Origin of the sequence: Streptomyces sp. TRM64462, assembly GCF_013362995.1 — a bacterium.
Classification (GTDB): domain Bacteria; phylum Actinomycetota; class Actinomycetes; order Streptomycetales; family Streptomycetaceae; genus Streptomyces.
This window is the reverse complement of sequence record NZ_JABWDV010000121.1, coordinates 1-3,868: the sequence shown is the minus strand read 5'-3', so window position 1 is coordinate 3,868 and position 3,868 is coordinate 1. Positions and strand designations below refer to the sequence as shown.

Below are 3,868 nucleotides of genomic sequence, written 5' to 3'. Positions count from 1 at the left end.
GTGGCTGCGCGTCCGGCAGCCCGCCCTGCTGGCCGCCGCGCGCCTCGCGGTCGCGGACGGCGAGCTCGACACCCTGGCCCGCCGCCTGATCGCCGCCCTCGTACGGGCCCTCACCGCGCACCGCGGCGCCGAGGCGGCGGCCCCCGAGCTGTACGGGCTGCACCAGCTCGTCCTGGGCGTCGCCGAGCGCAGGGGCCTGCATCGGGAGCGCGCCGCCGCCCTGCTGAACCTCGCGGACCTGGACACCCGCACCGGCCGCACCCACGACGCCCTGGCCCGGTATCGCGAGGCCTTGGACGCCGGACGCCTGGCAAACGACCCGTACGCGACCGGTCGCGCCATGGAATCCGTAGGCGGCGCCCACCAGGAGCTCGGGGACTGGCAGCGGGCCGCCGACTGGTACGGGAGGGCACTCGAACAGCGGCTCGCCCGCGACGAGCGGGCCGACCAGGCGCGGCTGTACGGCAGGCTCGGCGCCGTCCACACGTACGCCGGCCGGTACGGCGAGGCGCTGCGCAACTGGCGTGCCGCCGCGGCCGGTTACCGCAGGCTCGGGGATGTCCCGGGCCACGCCCGCGCGTTGAGCGAGGCCGCCCGCGTCCAGGAGTACGCGGGCCGCCCCGAAGAGTCGCTGCGCACCTGCGAGGAGGCCGTCGAATGGGCCCGCCGCGCCGGTGACGTACGCCTGCACGCCGCCCTGCGGCTGCGCCTCGCGGACACCCTCGAACGGCTCGGCGACCCGGCCGCCGCCCGGCTGCACCGCGTCGCCGCCGACCGGCTGCTCACCTCCAGGGCCGCGGCCGCCCGCACAGCGGGATCCGCAGGCCACGGCACCCCCACCCCACCCCCCAACCCCAACCACCCCACACCTCCCACCTACGAAATCCGTAGTGGTTCCGGGAAAGATTAATGCTTTGTAAGGCTAGACACGGGGAACTCCTTCATTAGACTGGGTCCGCCGCGATTAACCGCGGTGTATCCCGGTGCGTCGTCGTACGGCCGGGTATGTACCGCTGTAGAGCGCTATGCCCCGTACCCCCTGAGTCAAGGACCGTGATCGACGATGAAGGTCGGCATCCCCCGCGAGGTCAAGAACAACGAGTTCCGGGTGGCCATCACCCCCGCCGGTGTGCACGAGCTCGTCCGCAACGGCCATGAGGTCTACATCGAGCAGAACGCCGGTTCCGGCTCCTCGATCACGGACGACGAGTACGTCGCCGCAGGCGCGCGCATCCTGCCCACCGCCGACGAGGTCTGGGCCACCGCCGACCTGCTGCTCAAGGTCAAGGAGCCCATCGCGGAGGAGTACCACCGCCTCCGCAAGGACCAGACCCTCTTCACCTACCTGCACCTCGCCGCCTCCCGTGAGTGCACGGACGCGCTGATCGAGTCCGGCACCACCGCCATCGCGTACGAGACCGTCGAGACGGCGAACCGCGCCCTCCCGCTGCTCGCCCCGATGTCCGAGGTCGCGGGCCGCCTGGCCCCGCAGGTCGGCGCCTACCACCTGATGCGCTCGGCCGGCGGCCGCGGCGTCCTGCCCGGCGGCGTCCCCGGCACCCACGCCGGCAAGGCCGTCGTCATCGGCGGCGGCGTCTCCGGCTGGAACGCCACCCAGATCGCCGTCGGCATGGGCTTCCACGTCACCCTGCTCGACCGCGACATCAACAAGCTCCGCGAGGCCGACAAGATCTTCGGCACGAAGGTCCAGACGGTCGTCTCCAACGCCTACGAGCTGGAGAAGGCGGTCACCGAGGCCGACCTCGTCATCGGTGCCGTCCTCATCCCGGGCGCCAAGGCCCCGAAGCTGGTCACCAACGAGCTTGTCGCCAAGATGAAGCCCGGAAGTGTCCTTGTCGACATTGCGATCGACCAGGGCGGCTGCTTCGAGGACTCCCGTCCGACCACGCACGCGGAGCCGACCTTCCAGGTCCACGACTCGGTGTTCTACTGCGTCGCCAACATGCCCGGCGCCGTCCCGAACACCTCCACCTACGCCCTCACCAACGCCACGCTGCCGTACATCGTGTCGCTGGCGAACAACGGCTGGGTCGAGGCGCTGCGCCGTGACCCGGCGCTCGCCAAGGGCCTCAACACCCATGACGGCAAGGTCGTCTACAAGGAGGTCGCGGAGGCCCACGGCCTGGAGCACGTCGAGCTGGACTCGCTGCTCGGCTGACGCCTGCTCACTCCCCGCTCACTCCCTGTTCACCGTCCGCTCACCGACCGCGGACGGCGGGCCGACGGTCAACGGACACCGTCAACGTCACGCATCCGGCCGGACCTTGTTCGACGAGGTCCGGCCGGACGCGTGTCCGGCCACGCGCACCGGCCACGTCAAGTCGCCTCGAACGTAACCCTTTAACCGTTTCGCACACCCGTGAAACGTACGGATCGACGGCCATGCACCCTTGACAGGAAGGCGTTCGGTTGCCGACACATCCCGCCGCGTCCGGCCGATTGTGTTGCTGCGGAGCGGTGACACGCCATAGAGTCGCCAACCGTCGGCATGGTGCCACGCTGACCTATCGATAAGTTTCCTGGTCACGTCCAAGGAGGTAAGACGACTTGTGAATGAGTCGACATTTACTCCCGGGGGTGGTCAACCAGGAATGGCGGCGACGGGCAGCCACGGTGGTCCGTCGTCCGGGTTCGAGGCTGTCGGCTCCGTCGCTGTCCGAACCTTCGCGACCCACCAGCACATGACGACAGCCCACACGATGAAGACGATGGACGGCCAACACGTGAACGCCATGGCCGGCGACGAGAGTGGCCGAGAGTCCACGCACTTCGCCGCCTACGACGAGCTGCCCGAGGGGCATTTCTACGACCCCGACGCCGAGTACGAGCCCGACCCGGAGTACGCGGCCACCCTCGCACCCGACGCTGCCCGCCAGCGCCGCGAGCGGATCGGCCCGACCGGACGGCCCCTGCCGTACTTCCCGATCCCGGGACCGCTCACCGAGCACGGACCCGCGAAGATCATCGCGATGTGCAACCAGAAGGGCGGCGTGGGCAAGACCACGTCGACCATCAACCTGGGCGCCGCGCTCGCGGAGTACGGACGACGGGTGCTGCTCGTCGACTTCGACCCGCAGGGAGCCCTGTCGGTCGGTCTCGGCGTCAACCCGATGGAGCTGGACCTCACCGTCTACAACCTGCTCATGGAGCGGGGCATGTCGGCGGACGAGGTGCTGCTGAAGACCGCCGTGCCCAACATGGACCTGCTGCCGAGCAACATCGACCTCTCGGCCGCCGAGGTGCAGTTGGTCAGCGAGGTCGCGCGCGAGTCCACGCTGCAGCGCGCGTTGAAGCCGCTGCTGCCGGACTACGACTACATCGTGATCGACTGTCAGCCCTCGCTCGGCCTGCTGACCGTCAACGCGCTGACGGCCGCTCACAAGGTGATAGTGCCGCTGGAGTGCGAGTTCTTCGCGCTGCGCGGCGTCGCCCTGCTGACGGAGACCATCGAGAAGGTCCAGGAGCGGCTCAACCCCGAGCTGGAGCTCGACGGCATCCTCGCCACGATGTACGACTCGCGCACGGTGCACAGCCGCGAGGTCCTCGCGCGTGTCGTCGAGGCCTTCGACGACCACGTCTACCACACGGTGATCGGCCGGACCGTGCGCTTCCCGGAGACCACGGTCGCCGGCGAGCCCATCACCACGTACGCCTCGAACTCGGTCGGCGCGGCCGCCTACCGCCAGCTCGCCAGGGAGGTGCTCGCCCGGTGTCACGCCGAGTGAGTCTGCCCGGTGCCGACGAGCTGTTCCGTACGACCGGGGGCATGGCGCTGCAGTCGTCCACGCCCCGCCGCCCGGCCAACGGCGAGCCCGCCCGGGTGCCCGGCCAGGGCGGCGAGACCGAC

General features: G+C 70.1%; 3 protein-coding genes. All 3 read left to right on the top strand.

Translation table 11 applies throughout. The features are described 5' to 3' along the window. Window positions 1-910 (top strand): tetratricopeptide repeat protein (locus HTZ82_RS05725; RefSeq protein WP_254711651.1); only part of this gene is annotated, 910 nt, incomplete at its 5' end. Window positions 911-1,063: 153 nt separating this feature from the next. Next, window positions 1,064-2,179, top strand: coding sequence for an alanine dehydrogenase (gene ald / locus HTZ82_RS05720; RefSeq protein WP_175408176.1), 1,116 nt, complete (start codon window positions 1,064-1,066; stop codon window positions 2,177-2,179). Window positions 2,180-2,612: 433 nt separating this feature from the next. Beyond that, window positions 2,613-3,746, top strand: a complete 1,134-nt coding sequence (locus HTZ82_RS05715) for a ParA family protein (RefSeq protein WP_175408175.1) — start codon at window positions 2,613-2,615, stop codon at window positions 3,744-3,746. Window positions 3,747-3,868 lie beyond the last annotated feature (122 nt).

Bases quoted from the DNA above. Each gene is read 5' to 3' on its own strand.
- HTZ82_RS05715 (WP_175408175.1), top strand. From the start codon at position 2,613: ATGGCGGCGACGGGCAGCCACGGTGGTCCGTCGTCCGGGTTCGAGGCT.
- ald (WP_175408176.1), top strand. From the start codon at position 1,064: ATGAAGGTCGGCATCCCCCGCGAGGTCAAGAACAACGAGTTCCGGGTG.